General features: G+C 44.6%; 13 protein-coding genes and 1 tRNA gene. 7 read left to right on the top strand and 7 right to left on the bottom strand.

Going from position 1 to position 18,268, the window contains the following annotated elements; all coding sequences use genetic code 11:
• Positions 1–2 precede the first annotated feature (2 nt).
• From VIR50_RS02755 to VIR50_RS02740, 4 genes are all read right to left on the bottom strand, one after another.
• Positions 3–4,628 carry a translocation/assembly module TamB domain-containing protein gene (locus tag VIR50_RS02755; RefSeq protein WP_331933618.1) on the bottom strand — a complete coding sequence of 1,542 codons (4,626 nt, stop codon included), beginning with the start codon at positions 4,626–4,628 and terminating at the stop codon, positions 3–5.
• Positions 4,629–4,713: 85 nt separating this feature from the next.
• On the bottom strand, positions 4,714–5,382 hold the full coding sequence (locus VIR50_RS02750; protein ID WP_331933617.1) for an RluA family pseudouridine synthase: 669 nt from the start codon (positions 5,380–5,382) through the stop codon (positions 4,714–4,716).
• A gap of 1 nt (position 5,383) precedes the next feature.
• Positions 5,384–6,130, bottom strand: coding sequence for a 3-oxoacyl-[acyl-carrier-protein] reductase (gene fabG, locus VIR50_RS02745; RefSeq protein WP_331933616.1), 747 nt, complete (start codon positions 6,128–6,130; stop codon positions 5,384–5,386).
• A 29-nt stretch (positions 6,131–6,159) separates the two neighbouring features.
• Positions 6,160–6,753, bottom strand: a complete 594-nt coding sequence (locus VIR50_RS02740; protein ID WP_331933615.1) for a TetR/AcrR family transcriptional regulator — start codon at positions 6,751–6,753, stop codon at positions 6,160–6,162.
• A 230-nt stretch (positions 6,754–6,983) separates the two neighbouring features.
• Between VIR50_RS02740 and VIR50_RS02735 the strand changes: the two genes are divergently transcribed.
• Together VIR50_RS02735 and VIR50_RS02730 are read left to right on the top strand one after the other, a co-directional pair.
• Positions 6,984–7,056, top strand: a tRNA-Met gene (locus VIR50_RS02735).
• Positions 7,057–7,883: 827 nt separating this feature from the next.
• Positions 7,884–10,829 (top strand): TonB-dependent receptor, encoded by a 2,946-nt coding sequence (locus tag VIR50_RS02730; protein WP_331933614.1) that lies wholly within the window; start codon positions 7,884–7,886, stop codon positions 10,827–10,829.
• Between the two features lie 166 nt (positions 10,830–10,995).
• On the opposite strand, the gene VIR50_RS02725 is transcribed toward VIR50_RS02730, so the two are convergent.
• Entirely contained in the window at positions 10,996–11,445 is a 450-nt protein-coding gene (locus VIR50_RS02725; RefSeq protein ID WP_331933613.1) for a type I restriction enzyme HsdR N-terminal domain-containing protein, read from the bottom strand.
• A 122-nt stretch (positions 11,446–11,567) separates the two neighbouring features.
• On the opposite strand from VIR50_RS02725, the gene holA reads away from it, so the two are divergent.
• The 4 genes from holA (at position 11,568) to VIR50_RS02705 (ending at position 15,597) form a co-directional block, all read left to right on the top strand.
• Positions 11,568–12,599: a DNA polymerase III subunit delta gene (gene holA / locus VIR50_RS02720; protein WP_331933612.1), complete on the top strand. Its 1,032-nt coding sequence runs from the start codon at positions 11,568–11,570 to the stop codon at positions 12,597–12,599.
• 774 nt (positions 12,600–13,373) lie between these two features.
• On the top strand, positions 13,374–13,835 hold the full coding sequence (locus VIR50_RS02715; protein WP_331933611.1) for a helix-turn-helix domain-containing protein: 462 nt from the start codon (positions 13,374–13,376) through the stop codon (positions 13,833–13,835).
• A gap of 95 nt (positions 13,836–13,930) precedes the next feature.
• The gene (locus VIR50_RS02710; RefSeq protein ID WP_331933610.1) at positions 13,931–14,701 is read left to right on the top strand and encodes a dihydroorotate dehydrogenase electron transfer subunit; all 771 of its coding nucleotides are present in this window, start codon (positions 13,931–13,933) and stop codon (positions 14,699–14,701) included.
• Positions 14,689–15,597: a dihydroorotate dehydrogenase gene (locus VIR50_RS02705; RefSeq protein ID WP_331933609.1), complete on the top strand. Its 909-nt coding sequence runs from the start codon at positions 14,689–14,691 to the stop codon at positions 15,595–15,597. Before VIR50_RS02710 ends, VIR50_RS02705 begins: the two co-directional genes overlap by 13 nt.
• Positions 15,598–15,766: 169 nt before the next feature.
• On the opposite strand, the gene aroC is transcribed toward VIR50_RS02705, so the two are convergent.
• Entirely contained in the window at positions 15,767–16,840 is a 1,074-nt protein-coding gene (aroC, locus tag VIR50_RS02700; RefSeq protein WP_331933608.1) for a chorismate synthase, read from the bottom strand.
• A gap of 20 nt (positions 16,841–16,860) precedes the next feature.
• On the bottom strand, positions 16,861–17,448 hold the full coding sequence (locus tag VIR50_RS02695) for an FKBP-type peptidyl-prolyl cis-trans isomerase (protein WP_331933607.1): 588 nt from the start codon (positions 17,446–17,448) through the stop codon (positions 16,861–16,863).
• Positions 17,449–17,826: 378 nt separating this feature from the next.
• On the opposite strand from VIR50_RS02695, the gene VIR50_RS02690 reads away from it, so the two are divergent.
• Complete coding sequence (locus VIR50_RS02690) at positions 17,827–18,186, top strand: hypothetical protein (RefSeq protein WP_331933606.1); 360 nt, start codon at positions 17,827–17,829, stop codon at positions 18,184–18,186.
• Positions 18,187–18,268: the final 82 nt, after the last annotated feature.

The raw sequence follows: 18,268 nt of genomic DNA, 5'->3' as shown, positions 1-18,268 counted from the left end.
CTTTACGGATTAATCTTGTTGGGATTTCGGAGAGAGTCTTGGGGAGTGGGCAACATGATGGGCAGGTTGTCCTTGAAGTTGAGCAAGTCCTTGAAATGCTGTAGCTTGCGTCTCCAAATGAAACCGGCGCCATATTTGCCCACTGCTCCTTCGAGCCAGTCGTAGCTATCACGGTCGTAGAAGAGCTTGAGATACTGGGTTGAGCTCTCATTGAGTCGATATTCAAAGGATATGTTGTCGAAGAAAGACGCGTTTTTGTTAGCTACATCGGGGCCGGTAGACAGCTTTCCGCCCACGATAATGCGTAAACGATTGTTCCAAAAGCGCTTGGAGAACTTGAAAGAGTAGTCCGTATGCGTGTTACCGTTGACGTCTGTGGAGTTATCCATGCCGAAACTGAGGTCCAATGTGCGCAGGGCGTTGCCGGCAATGCTGTTGATTTGGCTCTGAAGGAAGGCGCTTAGGGCGGAGTTCATTGAGAATCCGCTCGTGTTGCCATCGGCCAAGTACATACCCGTGGTGAGCATGGTAACGGCTATCTTGCCCCGTTCCTCCTTGCTCATGGTGTTAAGCTGGTTGCTGATGGTCATGTCCTCGGGGGCGTCGATGATAAATTCAAGCCCCATGTTCTTCAATGTCTTTGTAATAACGACGCCGGTTTCAAAGGCCACTGACCTGCCGGCGCTGCCCGCGGTTGACACTGTAGCCTTGTTTTGTTCGACGGCTGTGATGTTAAGACGTGGATTCATGGCGTCGCCCGTGAACTCTATGTAGCTTCCATCTTGGATAGTAAAGGTCTTTAATGGGATAACGGGGAGTGAATATTTCATTTCTCCGTTGCTCAATGTGTAGCGGCCGGTCAGTCGAAGGTTGTCGACGGTGTTGTACTGCATGCGTAAGTCGCCGCCACCAATGAGGTCTACGTAGTTGGATTTGTCAGCGTTGAGCGCGCAAAGGATATGAGCGCTCTCGTTAATGCTCATCGTTAAGTCCATGTTAAAGCCTGACAGTGGCGGTCTTTGTACGGTTTGGCGGGTAGAATCGGTAAAGTCCGTGAATTTAACAAGCTCATCCAATTGGTTGTCAGTGGTCAACGGACTGTCGCGAAGGATGTAAGTCATGTCCGTAGAGCCTAAAACATCGAGCTTACCACGCATTTGTAGGTTGTCGATAGGCCCGTTCATGCGTGCAAAGAAATTGACGAATGCTTTTCCGAAAGCCTCAGAACGCAGGTTTTCCTTGGCGTTTATGATTTCAAAATTGCGGGCACGCATGCGCACATCCATGTTCATTTGTGCTATGTCGGAGAAGTCGAGATAGCCTGAAACATCCAATGGACTGTCATTATAGGCATACATTTCAAAGTTCTCAAACAAGAGATGACTGTTGTGAATGGTGACGGGGTCATTGTCGAATCGCATGACTACGCCGTAAGGATCGCTGAACATATAGGCTGAATCCAAATAAGCTTCGCCATTAATGTTAGGTTTCGTGGGTGAGCCGGCCACGTCCAACGTTCCTTCAGCATATCCCTTGAAGCCAATGAGCTGGTCGGGAATGAATCCGTTGATGAAACTTAGGGGCATGCGGGCCATCTTCAACTTGGCGTCTAAGCTGCCTTCACCTTCTGATTGATACGTTCCGGTGAGTGTAGCCACCTCTTTTCCATTCTGAGAAAGGATTCCTTCCAAGTAGTGGGAGCCATCCGACTTAGGCATATATACGAATTCGGTACCTATGTTGCCCATCGGATTCTTCTCATAGAACAAGTTATCGATGGTCATGTCTGACGAAACAGACAGTTGATCGTTGGTTTGAATCAAGTGGTAGTCGCCATTCAGCACGCCTTTTATGTCGGGAGTGTAGGGGAGAACCGACAGAACCTCGGCCAAGTTGAATTGATTTAAGCTGACCGTTACGTCTTGCAAGGCTTCCTGATTGTCATCATTCGTGTAGATATGGGCACCCATTCCGTCTGCGCTTTTCAGCTCCACATTGGCCGATAAGCGTTTGTTGTCGCCCAAGAAGACGTAGTTTCCTTCGTTTACATTGAACTTCTTATATCCCAATATGGGATTGTTCTCCATGATACTTAGCCTGATTCCATCAGGTTCCATGGCCGCTGAAAGTCCTAAGTCGACACCTAATTTGTTCTTGGCGTCATAAAGTTTGGTCTTCAAGAATGAGCCGCGCTCGTTCAATGCGCCGTTGGCTTCGGCGCGGAAAGTGTATTGCGGGTTCTTCTTATTATTGATAACTTGCGCTTGGTAGACAAAGGTGTCGTGGTCAGATTGTATGTTGAACCTGACCGTATCGAGCTGCATGTTATTATAAATAAGCGAGTCAATCTGCAAATTGCCGTTCAATCCCGATACGGGTGATGACTCCATGTGAATGTTGGCCCGTGCAAATTGATAGCCATAGCGTGAAAGGAGATGGCTGAAGAAATTGTTTTTGCCGGTCCGGAGATAGAGTGAAGCCAACGGCAAGGCCTTTCGCAAGGCAACTTGGTCAATGGTTCGGTTCTTGAAAAGAGTAGCGATCTCGTCGCTGAAGCCTTGGCTTTGTGCCAAAAGTTTCTTATAGCCACCTTGTCCGTTGAGGCGAAGCACAAAGTCATCGTTGTTGATAACGGCATGTGTAGTGTCGGGACGAGAGAGTACGTCGAGCGTTATGTAGCCCGGTTTATAGACCTGATGATTGTCATGGATAACCAAATTACCCAATGAACCCTGCACGTTATAGACGTCTTTCAGGTCGGTCTCTATGCTCAAAGAGGCGATGGCAGAGGCGTCGAAAGGCTTTTCCGTCAGGCGAAGGGCATAGAAATCGATACCCGTAACGTTGCCTTGGAGAAATGCTTTGACACGTCTATGGTGTAATTGGGCCGTAAGATTGACGTCACCGTTAACGAGTGGGTTGTTGCTATGGATGGTCGCGTGGGCTTGTCCCTTGCTTATGGTAGCATCAGCCGTTACATTGTCCAGCCTATAACCGCCATATCCGAAGCTGACAATGCGAGCCTTAGCTTGCAAATGCGTGTGAGGAGAGAGAAAATCAGTACCGACGCCCTTGGCATTGATGGTTCCTGTGAACGGGCGTAGGCCCATTCGGGGGAGAAATTGTTGCACGGGCAACTGATGGGCTTGCAGTTGTGCGTTATACGCCATGCGACGAGTATCGAGTGCCACGGTGCCTTTCAGCCGTCCGTTACCTTGTCGTGCCATGAAGCGGGCTGCGTAGTTATTGGCCGTGAACTTAACATTGCCATCCAAAGACATGTTTCTTGGGATGCGAACAGCGCTTGATTTGCCGTTTGAAAGCAAGCCGGACATGAAATCCAAATTATAGGTTTTAATGCTTGCTTCCATGTTTCCACTCAATTGTTGAGGGGTGTAGAGCCGGTCGATATGGCCATTGAAGCGTGCATGAGCGGCTGTTGGAATCTTCAATAACAGCCCTATGAGCCGCATACGCTCCATATTGCCACGTACAACACCGTCTATCTGTAAAGGATAATTGGGCCACTTAGCTTTGAAGCGGGCAGGAACGTCGCTCATGAAGCGTAAGAGGTCTTGCTTGCCCAAGCTGCCATGGAGCGTGGCACTCAACTTTCCGGGGTGGTGAGTGTCAAAGGTGTTTAGGTCGAAATCAACCTTTGCGTTGAGTTGGGACTCAGGAGTGACCAATGAGAAATCGGGAAGTTGCAGCTTGGTGGAATCCAAATAAACCGGGCCCGTCAAGGAACTGATGGCCAAACCGCTTTTGTCAACCATCGAACAAGTACGGAGCCGTAATCCCAATTTGGGCTTGTTGTATTCAAAGGAATCAATACCAATATTGATATTTGAAAGAGCCAAGTGGTTATAATCAAACCCTTTTCGGGTGGCTTCATAAGGAATGTCGTACTTGAGCTTGCCTTTCTTCCAGTCAAAAGTAGCGACCTTATAAATATTTTTATATAAATCGAAGAATCCACGCTGTGCGATGGCTTGCCCCATGTAGGCATTCAGCAGGATGGAATCGCCCGGCATGTGGACCGTCACGCTTGAACGGTCGACCCGTAATTGGTCAACGGATATTTTCCAAAAGGTTTCTGTGTGAGTGGTATCTTCCTTTACGGTATCGCTCAGTGCCACGTCGACTGCCGCATCCTGCAGGTTTACATGGTTCACTTTCACCCATTGAGCACCCAAATCTATGTCGCGGGCTTTTACGCTAAGTTGTCCGATACGGCCTTTTACACGGGTAGAGTGGATAAAATTGGTCGTGTTAAAATGGAGTTTCTCGAAATCGAGCCGATTGATGACCACCCGTTTGCTCAACAAAGGGAGCAACTCAATGTCGACAACGGCTTTACGAATGTCGGCCACGGTGTCCTTCAACTGCGGCAATGAGTCGTTGGGACGAATGGCCTCCACGCCTTCAATACCGAGATTGAAAGGAAATTCAAGATTGACATGCTTGATGTCAATCTGCATGCCGGTCTTGGAAGAAGCATAACTTGTGATTTGTTTTACTGCCCAATTCTGAAAAGGAGGAAAGTAAAACAGCAAAAAACAAAGGAGAAAAAGTAATATAGGGGATAGGATTGCGATTCCTATGAGCTTTATAATCTTATTTTTCATCGAAAATTATGCTTACATGTGCAAAGTAAGCGATTATTTTTGACAAACAGAAACAAATAAGTGAGGTTTTTTGAGCTGCTGAATTTTATTTCGCGATACCCTTCCAAAGATTGTCATTCGGTAGCGGTGAGTCGACAGAAATAGGCTCTTTGGATACCGGATGCGTAAATTCCACGTGATGGGAAAGCAAACTGATACTGCCATCGGGGTTGCTTCGCTTGGCGCCATACTTTAAGTCGCCCTTAATAGGGCAGCCCATGTGGGCCAATTGGCAGCGAATCTGATGGTGGCGGCCTGTGAGTAAGATGATTTCCAGCAAGGTATAGTTATCTGTATGGGCTATCTCGCGATATTTTAAGATAGATTTTTTTGAGTCGGGCACCTCGTGATCGTAAGCATAACTCTTGTTTTGCTTCTCGTTGCGTACGAGCCAATTCACGAGTGTTCCTTCGCTTTGGGCAGGTTTGTTTTTTGTTATGGCCCAATAGGTCTTATGGACCTCGCCGTTGCGGAACATGCTGTTGAGGCGTGACAAGGCCTTGGAGGTTTTGGCAAACACCACTAACCCCGATACGGGACGGTCAAGACGATGCACCACACCCAGAAAAACATTCCCGGGTTTGTGGTACTTCTCCTTGATATAAGCTTTCACAGTCTCGGAGAGTGGTGTGTCTCCGGTTTTGTCACCTTGCACGATTTCGCCACTCTCTTTGTAGACTATGATGATATGGTTGTCTTCAAAAACGACCTGCATCTTACATGTTCATGCCGCCGTCTACCTGAATCACCTGACCTGAAACATAGCTTGAGAGGTCAGAAGCCAAGTAAACCGCCGTGTTAGCGATGTCCTCTACCGTTCCGCCGCGGCGCAATGGAATCTTGCTTACCCACTCTTTGCGGATGTCATCGGGCAGAGCTTGTGTCATGGCTGTGTCGATAAAGCCGGGCGCAATGGCGTTGGCACGAATGCCTTTGGGGCCCATTTCCTGACCTACGCTCTTGGCCAAGGCAATCATACCGGCCTTGGAAGCCGCATAGTTGGCTTGTCCGGCATTGCCATGCACACCTACTACGGAAGCCATGTTGATGATTGAGCCACCACGTTGGCGCATCATGACGGGTACGCAGGCATGAATGAAGTTGAAAGCACTCTTTAAGTTAACGGCGATAACGGCATCCCACTGCTGTTCTGTCATGCGAAGCATGAGTCCATCCTTAGTAATACCGGCGTTATTAACCAATATATCGATAGAACCGAACTCTTCTTTCACCATCTTAACTACCTCTTCGGTCTGTGCAAAGTCAGCGGCGTTGCTGGCGTAGCCCTTGGCTTTCACGCCTTTAGCGGCGATCTCATTTTCAGTGGCCTTACCATTCTCGTCGATAACGAGGTCGGTAAATGCGACATTAGCTCCTTCTTCAGCGAATTTCAGGGCAATAGCTTTGCCGATACCGCGGGCTGCACCTGTAACCAAAGCGGTCTTTCCTTCTAACAATTTCATTTTTTTGTTTTATTAAGTGAATACTATTCTCATTTTGAATTCATCTTTCCCAACGCTCCGTAGACCACTTTGGCCACGAGCGGTTTGCTGGCTTCCTCGGTCATGCCGTGGCCTAAGCGCCCGTAGATGAACGGCACTTCGAGGCCCTTAATACAATAATGTGTAATGTCGGCCACCAATTCTACGTTGTCAATGTCGAACTCTCCATCGGCTTTACCATCGGCATAAACCTTCCGAAACAGCTCTATCTCGTCCTCGTCGAAATTCTTGCGCACTTTCTCTACCATCCAAATGTTCCTGAAAAACTCGGCTCTCAGATTGCCGTTGCGCACGACTGTCTCCTTGATGAGGCTCAAATGGGTGTAAATCAGTTCGATGATTTTCTCTTGGGGGCGTATGTTTTTAGAGGCAACTTCGTCCAATCGGTCCGACAATCGCTCTAATTCAGACTCTATAACAGCGTAGTAGACGTCTTCCTTTCTATTAAAATAGGTGTAAAGTGTGCGTCTGCCCTTACCGGAGGCCACCGCAATATCATTCATTGTTGTATTGGCGACTCCTTTTTTGGCAAACAACTGGCGGGCCACATCAACTAATTTTTGTCTTGTTTTTGATATTGACATACAAAAGTTCCTCCGTAGTAATATTATTGCACATTACTTTTAATTGTGCAAATGTAAAAGTTTTGTTTTATATGACCAAATTATTAAAGCTAAAAAGGGTATAAAACCTTTCTTTGAACTTTATTCTTAAAAAAGTTGATAAATATTTTGTCAGTTCCAAAAAATTACCTACCTTTGCACTCGCAAATAAGGAACAACCCGTTTGTAAACCTTGTTTGAGTGGTTAATATCGCGGAGTGGAGCAGTTGGTAGCTCGCCAGGCTCATAACCTGGAGGTCGCATGTTCGAGTCTTGCCTCCGCAACTTAGGTCCGAAAAGTTTATCTTTTCGGACTTTTTTATTTGTTTTTAAGCCAATGAAAACGCTGTGGTTGCATCGTTATTCTTTGTTTCCTGAAATAGGATAGGGTATAAAAAAAGTGACGAAACCATGCTTCGTCACTTGTAATTAATTGGTATTCTTTGAGTTTTTTCCCGCTTCTATGAATATGGAAATAATGCCGGCGACGGCCGTAAAGCCAAATATGCCGGCAAACTTTTGTTTTCTTTCTTCTTTTACTTTCTTTCAATCATAGAGGCTAAAACAGAAAGTAAAGCGGGGAGATATAGCGTTTAATTAAATGCGAACAATCTTTACAAAATGCTGTTGTAGAATGCTTTATTTGAAAAAAGAAAACAGTTGGGTGGAAATATCGTAATTTTAAGGCTGTTTGTAACGGATTGATAGTTAATGGTTTGTGTTTTATGGCTAAGAAATAGGTGTGTTTTTAGGGTATGAAAGCTATGCTTTTAACTGTTGATATGGCTTATTTTATAAGTGGAAAGATGCGCTTTTATCGGATGAAAGGATAGCTTTGATAAGGTGATAGGGGCAAGATAGGCGCATAGTGATAAAATTTTGGCAGTATGAAAGGCATTAAAAGAGATTTTCATACTTAGATGATGATAAAATAAGAGCTATTTTTTTGACAATTTATTTTGACAAAAAGGTGAAGAAATAGTCGATGTTTTGCAGCTTGATATAAATCATTTTTTGATATTTTTTCATAGGTTTATGTGCTTGTTATTAAACTATTGGAGGGGCCATGCGTCCAAAACTCAAATTTGAATTATATTTTTTTAGACAGTTAAATGAAACGTTATTTACTACAACTTCTTGTGCTCGGCTGCTCGGTTGCGGCTTATGCGCAGTCTACTATATCGGGACGGGTGCTCGATAGGGACACCAAAGAAGGATTGATGCAGGCTACCGTGCAGCTACTTCATGCGAAAGACAGCACTTTCGCGGCAGGAACCGTGTCGGACTTGGAGGGAAAATTCAGCGTGAAAGCTCCGTCGGGAGGCAGTTTTATCGTAAGAATCACGAGCGTAGGTTATCGCCAATATGCGAAGAAAATAGCCGTGGACGCCGTTAAGGACGTGGCCTTGGGCGACATCGTCATGGGCTCTGACGCCATTATGTTGAAGGGAACGACCATTTCGGGACAGGCTCGCAAGGTGACGTTGAAGGAGGATACGTTCGTTTACAATGCGTCGGCCTATCGCACGCCGGAGGGCTCGGCCGTGGAGGAATTGGTGAAACGCATTCCCGGCGCGCAGGTTTCGGACGACGGAACGATTACCATTAACGGCAAAACAGTGAAGAAAATCAAGGTAGACGGTAAGGATTTCATGGCCGGTGATACAAAAACGGCGCTGAAAAACCTGCCTACTTCGATTATCAATAACATCAAGGCTTATGACGAGAAGAGCGATTTGGCCCGCATCACGGGTATTGATGATGGAGACGAATCGACGGTGTTGGACTTTGGTATGAAGCCCGGCATGAATAAAGGCATGTTTTCCAATATCGATTTGGGTGCCGGTACGGAGGGCCGTTATGCGGCTCGGGGCATGGGCGCGTACTTTAACAATGGGAATCAATTGATGGCTTTTGCCAACGCTAACAACACGAACGACATGGGATTTGGCCGTGGCGGTGGTCGATGGGGTGGCGGACAGAACGGTCTGAACGCCGCTAAAATGTTGGGTTTCAACTATAATTATGAAAAGAAAGATAAGTTGAAATTCGACGCCAGCGCCCGTTGGAACCATTCCGATGGCGACCGCAACGCCGTGAGTGCCGTGCAGAGTTTTGTCAATCGTGCGGGCGCGTTCTCTAATAGCATAAGTCAGAACTACAGCCGGAGCAACAATTTTGATGGCAGACTGCGCTTGGAGTGGACTCCCGACTCAATGACCAATATTTTGTTCAGGCCTTCGTTCACCTATTCTAATAATGATGGACGGGCATTTAGCAACTCGGCCGCGTTTAATGTGGACCCCTATCTTACGGTGACCGACCCATTGAGTGAGGACGCTTTGAATCGTCTTGACGCCCAAGGGGAGGTGGTGAACCGTAGGGATAACGCCACATTGAGCTATGGAAACAACAAGAATTTCAGGGCTGTGGCTCAATTGAATCGTAAGTTTGGCAGCAAGGGGCGCAATGTTACCCTGCGAGGAGAGCTTAATTCGGGAAGTAGCGACAGCAAGAACCTATCGTTGAGCAATGTTCATCTGTACCAAGTACTCAACGCGCTTGGGACTGATTCAACCTATCAGACCAACCGTTGGAATTTGGCTCCTGCCAAGAATTGGGGCTACAGCATGCAACTGACTTACAGTGAGCCTGTTTTCAGGGCTGCTTTTTTGCAGTTCAGCTATAAGTATCAATACAAATATAGTAAGAGCGATCGGTCTACTTACGATTTCAGTAACTTGGGAGAAGGCTTCTTCAGTGGCGTTCCCTTGGTTTATGGTGGCTGGAATGCTTACCTGAACAAGTTGGCCAATCCTTTAAGTTCTTATCTTGACGAGGGATTGAGTCGCTATTCTGAATACCGCAATTATATCCATGAGTTGGAAGTGATGTTACGAGTTATCCGTGAGAAGTACAATTTCAACGTGGGCGTGATGGTCCAACCGCAGAGCAGTAAGTTTCTTCAGGATTATCAAGGCTTGCATGTCGACACGACACGGCAGGTGACTAATTTCAGTCCTACGCTCGATTTTCGCTACCGTTTCAGTAAGGTGAGCAACCTGCGCATTAACTATAGGGGTACGACTTCGCAGCCCGGAATGGCCGACTTGCTCGATATTACCGACGACAGCGACCCGCTCAACATCGTGAAAGGTAATCCGGGGCTGAAGCCTTCGTTTACCAACAGCTTCCGACTTTTCTACAACACTTATATGGAAAAGCGCCAGCGGGCCATCATGACCTTTGCCAACTACAATAGTACACGCAACAGTATCAGCAATATGGTGACCTATGACGAGGCCACGGGTGGTCGCACGACGCGTCCCGAGAACATTAACGGCAATTGGGATGCCAATGTCGGCTTCATGTTTAACACGGCCATCGACTCTGCGGGCTATTTTAATGTCAATACGTTCACGCACTTCCGTTACAATAATTATGTGGGTTATTTGAGCCAAAATGCCCATTCGAGTTCGGTAAAGAATACGACCCGCTCTACAACCTTTATGGAGCGCTTATCGGGTAGCTATCGTAACAGTTGGTTGGAATTTGAGTTGGATGGTACGTTGAACTATACTCACAGCCGCAACAAGCTGTTGAGCCAGAGCAATCTCGACACTTGGCAATTCTCTTACGGTGCTACGGTAGGGCTGACGGCCCCTTGGGGCACGAGCATTTCCACGGATTTGCATGAGAACAGTCGTCGCGGCTATAGCGATAAGGCCATGAACACGAACGAACTGATATGGAATGCCCAAATATCACAAGGCTTCATGCGGGGCAATCCGCTCACGGTAATGTTGCAGTTCTATGATTTGCTGCGCAATCAGAGCAATGTAAGCCGTGCCATCAATGCCATACAAAGCAGTGACACCCGTTATAACAGCGTTAACAGCTACGTAATGCTTCATGTGGTTTACCGCCTGAATATATTTGGAGGCAAGCAGGCACGTGAGAATATGCGCCACGGTGGCCCGAGAGAAGGACGTTTCGGTCCTCCTCATGGTGGTCCGGGCAGATTTGGAAGGGGCGGTTTTGGTGGCCGAAGATTCTAAGAACCAACATAAGAATACTATATATAAATAGGTGTAAGTACACCGGAAGATTTGTAAAGGGATGATGAGATGGGCTGTGTCAGCGTGCTGACACAGCCTATTTGTTTGTATATGAGGCCGTAAAAACAAGCATGCCGACAGTCAGTCATTGGCTGTCGGCATGCTTTTATAGTTCGTTGTAGGAAGGAATGTCTTGCAGGAAAGAATAGGATTGCGTAGCGTAGTCTATCTTACAGCAGAAGTGATTCAAACCGTTTGATACGATCAGATAGTCTACATGTAGCTGGGTGTTGTAGGCGAAGATTTGATCAAAGACCTTCTGAGTGATGGGGATGGACGGTGCCTTGTATTCAATGATCATTCTTGGTTGGAGCTTTGCGTCATACAAGACGCTGTCGGCACGAAGCTGTTTATCGCCGATTTGAATCTGTATCTCGTTGGCCATGAGCGCTTGGGGATAGCCCTTGTGCTCTATGAGGTAATGAACAAAATGTTGTCTTACCCATTCCTCGGGCGTCAGGGCTACATAGCGGCGGCGCAGTATATCTAGAATTTTGGGCTTGTCTTGGGTGCCCGATAATTTCAGTTCAAAGCCGGGTAAGTTTAATTGATTCATTTCTTTATTTTATTTTCCCATTCATTTTTTTACGCTACCTTTGCAATTGCGAGATGTTTGTGCAAAGATACGAAAAAACACACAGATTTTTCGCCTTGGTAAAAATGAAATAATAGAAAGTGATGGCAGAGAAAAAAAATGGTCCTTCTTATGACTCCATCATGAGAGATTTGAGAGCGAGAAAGTTTGCTCCTATCTATATACTGATGGGCGAGGAGTCTTATTATATTGATAAAATATCAGACTATATCGCGGAAAACGTATTGCGGCCCGAAGAACGTGACTTTAATCAGTCCGTGGTTTTTGGCTCGGATGTCACGGCAGCTCAAGTGGCTGATTTGTCAAAAGGTTATCCCATGATGGCAGAGCATAGGGTTGTTATCGTTAAAGAGTTTCAGAACCTGAAGGCTACCGATGTTTTGGAAAAGTATATGGAGCGCCCCGTCAGTTCTACGATTTTGGTGTTGTGCCATAAGAATGGAACGGTTGATCGCCGTAAGAAGATTGTGGCTAAAGCCGAGCAGGCAGGTGGAGTGGTTTTTGATAGTAAGAAACTTTATGATCGTGAGCTTCCCGGTTTTATATCTTCATACCTCCAGCAACGACAAACTACGATTGAACCGAAAGCTGCTCAAATGATGGCCGATCATATTGGGGCCGATTTGAATCGGTTGACTTCGGAACTGGATAAGGTCTTGATTTCTCTTCCGGAGAATGATAGGAGAGTTACGCCAGAAGTTGTGGAGCGTGAAGTGGGAGTGAGCAAAGATTTCAATGCGTTTGAATTTAGAAACGCTGTCATAAATCGTGACATTTTTAAGGCTAATCAGATTATGAAATATTTTGACAAAAACCCAAAGGCCGGGTCCATCTATTCGTTCCTTCCTTTTATTTTTTCATATTTTGAAAATCTGATGTTGGCCTATTATGCGCCACAAAAAAACAATGAAAACAGTGTCGCTCAGTATTTGGATTTGCGATCTGCGTGGGCTGCTAAAGACTATATGACGGGGATGAGAAATTATTCCGGAGTAAAAACAATGCAGATAATTTCTAAAATTAGAGAGATTGACGCCAAAAGTAAGGGCTTAGATAACCCAAATACGAGTGCGGGAGAGCTGATGCAGGAGCTGATTTTCTTCATTTTCCACTAAATTTTAGCTGTTTTTACCCTCTTTTTTCTCTAGATGAAGTGCTCCGCAAGAGCACTTTTTTTTAGCTAAATGCCAATGTTATCAGTCGTTTAGCTTCAAAATACCCCCTTAAAAATTCGATTATTTTGAAATATTCTGCCCGTCGTTCGGAATTCTTTAAGCATTTAAAATTTGCTTGTTTTTGAGTCTTCGTAATTTAGTGTTAGGCTTTATTAAGATTTAAAAGGCTAAATAATAGCTCGATTAAACAAAAGTGAATTTGCAAACGTAGCCTTTTAAATCAACAACTGTTCGTTTTTATAAAAGTAATATACAATTAGCAAAACTATATTTAGAAATGTTTTGTTTAGTTATTGATATTGATATGTATATAAATACGTCCACTTTTTGTATATTATAATACACTGAAAACCAATATGTTATAATTGTTTTGGAAATAGATATATGCTATTAAACTGCATAATTAGCCTATAATATCCTATTAAAGCTATTATATGGTTTTGTTGTTTGTAATTAATGAATTTATAGCCAGTTGTTTATAAAACTACGATAAATAAAAGGATAAGTCCTAAAAAGCAGATATTGTTTACATTTACAAATAAAAAGTGTAGCGTTGTAAGTTTTGATTTGTTGATATATAAATTTGAGTATAGAATCTTGAATTGTATATTTGTAAAATTAGAAAAATATAGTTGCGAATGTAAATTCTTTTGTTTACTTTTGTAAAATCAATATGAAATGATATTTAATGCGTTATTTCAGCACTTTTGACTTATGAAAGATAGAATTAGATTGATAATGGAGGGTTCTCACATGAACCAACAAACCTTTGCTCAATTCATAGGAATGTCGTCAGCTTCGCTTAGTAGTATTTTTACCGGGCGTACAAAACCGACGCTCAACATCGTGGAAGCAATCAAAAATAAGATACCGGATATTTCTACGGATTGGTTGATGTTTGGGAATGGTGAGATGTATATTAATAAGGAGAAGAAAAATGATGAGGTGGCAGACACGACCACTTCCTCACCCCATCGGCAAAATGTTGACTTTGAAATGTCACCTCAGGGCGTTGTTCCTTCTTTGTTTGATCCAATTCAAGAGCAAGCGGTTCATTCCTCACCCCAACACGCTCAGAAAATCATTGTCAAAGAAATTGACAAAAAGGTGCGAAAAATTACAGAGATAAGAGTGTTCTATGACGACCAAACTTGGGAGACTTTTGCCCCTAAATAGTAAGAGATAATTCGCTCTGATAATGAGATTTTCTTTGCTCTTTTTTTGCAATTCCATGCTTTTAGATTACCTTTGTTTTATCTAATGATAGCATAATGAAAAAGTATAACCTTGATCTTACGGTTACGTCGGTGGAGCGATTGGGCGCAACACATGTAATCTTAAAATTAACGTCGTGCCAACCATTGCCGGCGATGATACCCGGTCAATTTGTAGAATTGCGTGTAGACCATTCTCCTACAACCTTTCTGCGTCGTCCTATTTCGATTAATTTTGTGGATAGAGCCACGAATGAGTTGTGGCTTCTTATCGCTCTTGTGGGTGATGGGACACGGCAATTGGGACAACTTGTGGTTGGTGACACCGTTAACTGTCTCTTTCCTTTGGGTAATGGTTTCACAATTCCTTCAACGCCGTCCCGTGTTCTCCTTATAGGTGGTGGCGTGGGAGTGGCCCCTCTGCTTTTCTTGGGAAAAGAATTGCAGTCCCAACATGAGGTAACATTCTTATTAGGTGCCCGTTCTTCCAAAGATTTAATGGAATTGGAGTTATTCAGTCAGTACGGGCGCGTGTGTGTTACAACGGAAGATGGCAGCATGGGCGAAAGAGGATATGTGACAAACCATTCTATTCTTCAGACAGAAGAGTTTGATCAAATAAGCACATGCGGTCCCAAACCTATGATGGTGAGCGTAGCTAAATATGCGTTGGAAAGAGGCATATATTGCGAGGCTTCGTTGGAAAACAAGATGGCTTGCGGTGTAGGTGCTTGTCTCTGTTGCGTAGAAAAGACGGTGGAGGGTAATCTTTGTGTGTGCAAGGAAGGTCCCGTATTTAATGTAAAGGATTTGTTATGGCAAGTTTAAAAGTACAGATAAAGGATTTAGAATTAAAGAATCCGGTAATGACTGCTTCGGGAACGTTTGGCTATGGGCTGGAGTTTTCCGATTTCGTAGACCTTAATGAGCTGGGAGGCATTATCGTGAAGGGTACCACTTTGACACCGCGTGAGGGCAATGATTATCCCCGTATGGCTGAAACGCCGATGGGAATGCTTAATTGTGTCGGTCTGCAAAACAAAGGAGTAGATTATTTCTGTCAATCTATTTACCCGCAAATTAGCCATTTTGACACCCACATGATTGTAAATGTGAGTGGGAACAGCCCCGAAAATTATGCCGCTTGCGCCGAAAGAATAGCCTCGTTAGATAAAATTCCCGCCATAGAGCTTAACATCAGTTGTCCGAATGTAAAAGAAGGAGGTATGGCTTTTGGTGTAACTTGCAGCGGAGCTGCCAGCGTTGTAAAGGCTGTTCGTAAGGTTTATCCCAAAACTTTGATAGTAAAGCTGTCACCTAATGTGACAAATATAGCTGATATAGCGCGGGCTTGTGAAGCCGAAGGGGCTGATAGCGTGTCGTTGATCAATACCTTGATGGGGATGGCTGTCGACATAGAGCGTCGCAAACCTTCATTAAGTATCCGCACGGGTGGACTTAGTGGGCCTGCCGTAAAGCCGGTTGCTTTACGTATGGTCTATGATGTTGCCCATGCGGTATCGATTCCCGTAGTCGGCTTAGGGGGCATATCGTGCGCTGAAGACGCCGTAGAGTTTATGATGTGTGGCGCGACCGCCATCGAAATAGGCACGGCTAATTTCATAGATCCTTCGATAACGACGAAGGTAATTCATGGTATGAATACTTGGCTTGATAAGCATGGAGTGCAGGATGTGAACGATATTATAGGAGTAATAGCCTAAAATTTGAGGGAGAGCAAAGGCTCTCCCTCAACCAACACAAAAACTAAACTAGACTTAACTAAACGAATTCGGTGTTTTCACAAATACCAAATTGTCAATTGCAAATATACGACGTTTTTTTAACTGTGGGAAATAAAAAGCTTTAAAAAAGGTTCTTTCTATTTGTTTTTTACAGTTTTGTTGTCCTATTGAGAAGAAAATTGTCCAAAATGACCATAGCGGCCATCGCTTCAACAATAGGCACTGCCCTTGGCAAAACGCAAGGGTCATGTCGTCCTTTGGCTGTAAACGTGATGTTTTCGCCATCTTTTGTTACCGTATTTTGAGGCATTAGAATGGTTGCGACGGGCTTGAAAGCCACTCTGAAATAGATGTCCTGCCCATTGCTGATACCTCCTTGAATGCCTCCGCTGTGGTTAGATGTCATGTGAATGTCCTGCTGTCCTTCAAAAGCATCGTTCTGTTTGCTTCCCCGGTCAGTCACTCCATCAAAGCCCTCGCCATACTCAAAGCCTTTCGCGGCATTGATACTGAGCATTGCAGCGCCTAATTGTGCATGGAGCTTGTTAAATTCCGGTTCTCCCAAACCTATCGGACATCCTTTTATTACTCCCGTTATCACGCCTCCGATGGTGTCGCCATCGTTCTTGACTTCTGTGATTAGAGCTTCCATTTCCTTTGCTTTCTCAGGATCAGGACACCTTACCGGCGATTCTTCAATTAAGTCGAGATTGTATAATCGATAATCTTTATCCAGTTTGATATGGCCCACTTGTGAGGTGTAGGCTTTGATTTCAATGCCCAATTGGCGCAATACCAACTTGGCCAAGGCCCCTCCTACACATCGGGCTATGGTTATTCGTGCCGACGATCTGCCCCCTCCCTTGTGATCTCTTATGCCAAACTTATTATAATAGGTGAAGTCTGCATGCGAAGGTCGGAAGAGATCGCGCATGTTATCATAATCCTTGCTATGCTGGTTGGTATTTCTCACGATGAAACCGATAGGCGCTCCGGTAGATTTCCCTTCAAAGACACCACTCAACAGCTCTACTTCGTCAGCTTCTTTCCTGCTGGTCGTGAGTTTGCTTTGGCCGGGCCGACGGCGTGCCAATTCCGCTTGGATAAAGTCGAGGTCAATGTTTATTCCGGCAGGCATGCCGTCAACAACCCCTCCTATGGCCTGTCCGTGGCTCTCACCAAACGAGGTCAACGTGAAAATATTACCAAAAGTATTGCGCATAGCGTCTTGAATTATCGATATTAATGATGTCCGCAGTTGCCTCCGCAGCCACCGTCATGGCAGTTGCAGTCACCATCCTCGCCGCAGTTACCTCCACAACCGCCGCCACACCCCTTTGAGAAGGAATTGACGTAGTCGGCCATTTCCTCGGCCGAAGCTTCGTGAATCTGCTTGATTTCACCCTTGAAATTCAGCGTCTTACCGGCCAATGGGTGGTTGAAATCCATCTTCACACTGTTTTCAGTGATGGCCAATACGTGCCCGTTAAAGCGTTCGCCCTCTTCGTTTTGCAAGGGAACGATGGCTCCAACGTAGATAAATTCCTCGTCAAACTTACCATCTCTCGTGAAAATAGCCTTATCCAAATCGGTTACATGCTCCTCGTTGTACTCACCATAGGCCTCGGCCGGTGTAAGGTTGAAGTCAAATTTATCGCCTTCATGCAAGTCGTTGAGCGCGTTCTCAAATGCTTCCAACGCAATACCCATACCACTGATAAAGTCAAACGGACGGTTTTCCGTTGTTTCTTCCAGCAGTTCATTCTTTCCGTTGCTTACGTCGTAAAGTTGATACGAAGCAGCAATATACATGTTCTTTTTCTTATCCATATCGGCTTTTTTATCTTTCTATATTAATAATGTGTGTGCAAAGGTAGTGTAATTGGGCGAGATATAAAAGTTAACCCGTTGTTTTTTCATCTTTATGCTTTTGAAGATGATAGAGTGATGATATGAAAGAAATATGATAGAGTGGCGTGATGAAAAGTGTATTTTATGCGCAAATATCTTTCAGTTTGTTATGTTTTGTTTGATATAAGTCAATAATTGTGCCCGTTTGCGCAAACAATGAGGGCAAAAGCTTGCCAATAAGAGCGAATGATAGTACTTTTGCATTGTCTTCAAACGAAGACTATAGGATAATTAACAAATAGGTAACAAGGGAAAGTTCTTGGTGAACGACTCCCTCAAAAGAAAGGTAAAAAGATTATGAAAAAGATGATGATGACCCTCGTGGCACTTCTGTCGATGACAATGAGCTATGCTGCTGATGAGAATGCAAACAACGCTAACGCCAACGCAGCTTATGATATGACCGTTAATTACAACAGTCTTTCTTACGCGCTCAACCTGTCTTCCGACCAGCTCGAAAGCGTTAAAGATGTTCACAGAACGTTTTGCGTAGAGATGATGAATGCCGCCAACGCTCCAAAAGAAGATAAAGCTCAGTTAGTAAATAAAGCTGTTGTGAAAGATTTGAAGTACATGCATTTCATATTGGATAAGGACCAATATCGCAAATATGTAATGCTGCTCAATGCAACGATGAACAATCGTGGATTGAAATAAGAGAGATAAAATTTAAGAGAGAGAATAATTTTTAAGAGGTTGCAAGCTCATTTGATGACTTGCAGCCTTTTTTTATGCCCTG

It is taken from the genome of Prevotella sp., assembly GCF_036570325.1.
Taxonomy (GTDB): Bacteria; Bacteroidota; Bacteroidia; order Bacteroidales; family Bacteroidaceae; genus Prevotella.
This window is presented reverse-complemented; position numbering and strand designations above follow the sequence as displayed.

Coding starts and splice junctions, on each gene's coding strand:
- VIR50_RS02755 (WP_331933618.1), bottom strand. CDS start 4,628: ATGAAAAATAAGATTATAAAGCTCATAGGAATCGCAATCCTATCCCCT.
- VIR50_RS02750 (WP_331933617.1), bottom strand. CDS start 5,382: ATGCAGGTCGTTTTTGAAGACAACCATATCATCATAGTCTACAAAGAG.
- fabG (WP_331933616.1), bottom strand. CDS start 6,130: ATGAAATTGTTAGAAGGAAAGACCGCTTTGGTTACAGGTGCAGCCCGC.
- VIR50_RS02740 (WP_331933615.1), bottom strand. CDS start 6,753: ATGTCAATATCAAAAACAAGACAAAAATTAGTTGATGTGGCCCGCCAG.
- VIR50_RS02730 (WP_331933614.1), top strand. CDS start 7,884: ATGAAACGTTATTTACTACAACTTCTTGTGCTCGGCTGCTCGGTTGCG.
- VIR50_RS02725 (WP_331933613.1), bottom strand. CDS start 11,445: ATGAATCAATTAAACTTACCCGGCTTTGAACTGAAATTATCGGGCACC.
- holA (WP_331933612.1), top strand. CDS start 11,568: ATGGCAGAGAAAAAAAATGGTCCTTCTTATGACTCCATCATGAGAGAT.
- VIR50_RS02715 (WP_331933611.1), top strand. CDS start 13,374: ATGAAAGATAGAATTAGATTGATAATGGAGGGTTCTCACATGAACCAA.
- VIR50_RS02710 (WP_331933610.1), top strand. CDS start 13,931: ATGAAAAAGTATAACCTTGATCTTACGGTTACGTCGGTGGAGCGATTG.
- VIR50_RS02705 (WP_331933609.1), top strand. CDS start 14,689: ATGGCAAGTTTAAAAGTACAGATAAAGGATTTAGAATTAAAGAATCCG.
- aroC (WP_331933608.1), bottom strand. CDS start 16,840: ATGCGCAATACTTTTGGTAATATTTTCACGTTGACCTCGTTTGGTGAG.
- VIR50_RS02695 (WP_331933607.1), bottom strand. CDS start 17,448: ATGGATAAGAAAAAGAACATGTATATTGCTGCTTCGTATCAACTTTAC.
- VIR50_RS02690 (WP_331933606.1), top strand. CDS start 17,827: ATGAAAAAGATGATGATGACCCTCGTGGCACTTCTGTCGATGACAATG.